This is a genomic window from Acidisoma sp. S159, assembly GCF_009766125.1.
Lineage (GTDB): Bacteria > Pseudomonadota > Alphaproteobacteria > Acetobacterales > Acetobacteraceae > Acidisoma.
Map to the genome: position 1 here is coordinate 1 of NZ_LMUG01000080.1, position 439 is coordinate 439.

The window sequence follows — 439 nt, forward strand, 5'->3', positions numbered from 1 at the left end:
CCTCGGAAGCGGCCAGGGCGTAGGGCCTTTCGCGACCGTCAGTCTTGCCAGCGTTCGACTTGGCTTCGAGGAGAAGGTCTATGCACACTTCGCGACGGCGCAGGCAGCGCTGCCGTTCTTGAGCCCAACGGGCAGCCTCACCTTCGTTTCGGCCGTCTCAGCCCAGGCTGCCGTGCCTGGCACAGCCGGGATTGGCGCTGCCAATGCCGCCGTCGCAGCGCTCGTCCCGATCCTCGCCGTCGAACTCAAGCCCATGCGTGTGAATGGCGTCTCCCCGGGCGTGATTGATACGCCCTGGTGGGACGCCATGCCTGAGGCCCAGAAGCAGGCGATGTTCAACGACTTCGCGGCCAGAACCCCAGTCGGCCGCGTCGGGCGGCCGGAGGACGTGGCGCAGGCGATCGCGTTTTTGATCGCCGACGACTTCATGACCGGCCAA

General features: G+C 66.5%; 1 protein-coding gene. It reads left to right on the top strand.

Annotated features, from left to right (window positions below; all coding sequences use genetic code 11):
• Nucleotides 1–439 (top strand): SDR family oxidoreductase (locus GSQ92_RS26370; protein WP_159014599.1); only part of this gene is annotated, 439 nt, incomplete at both ends.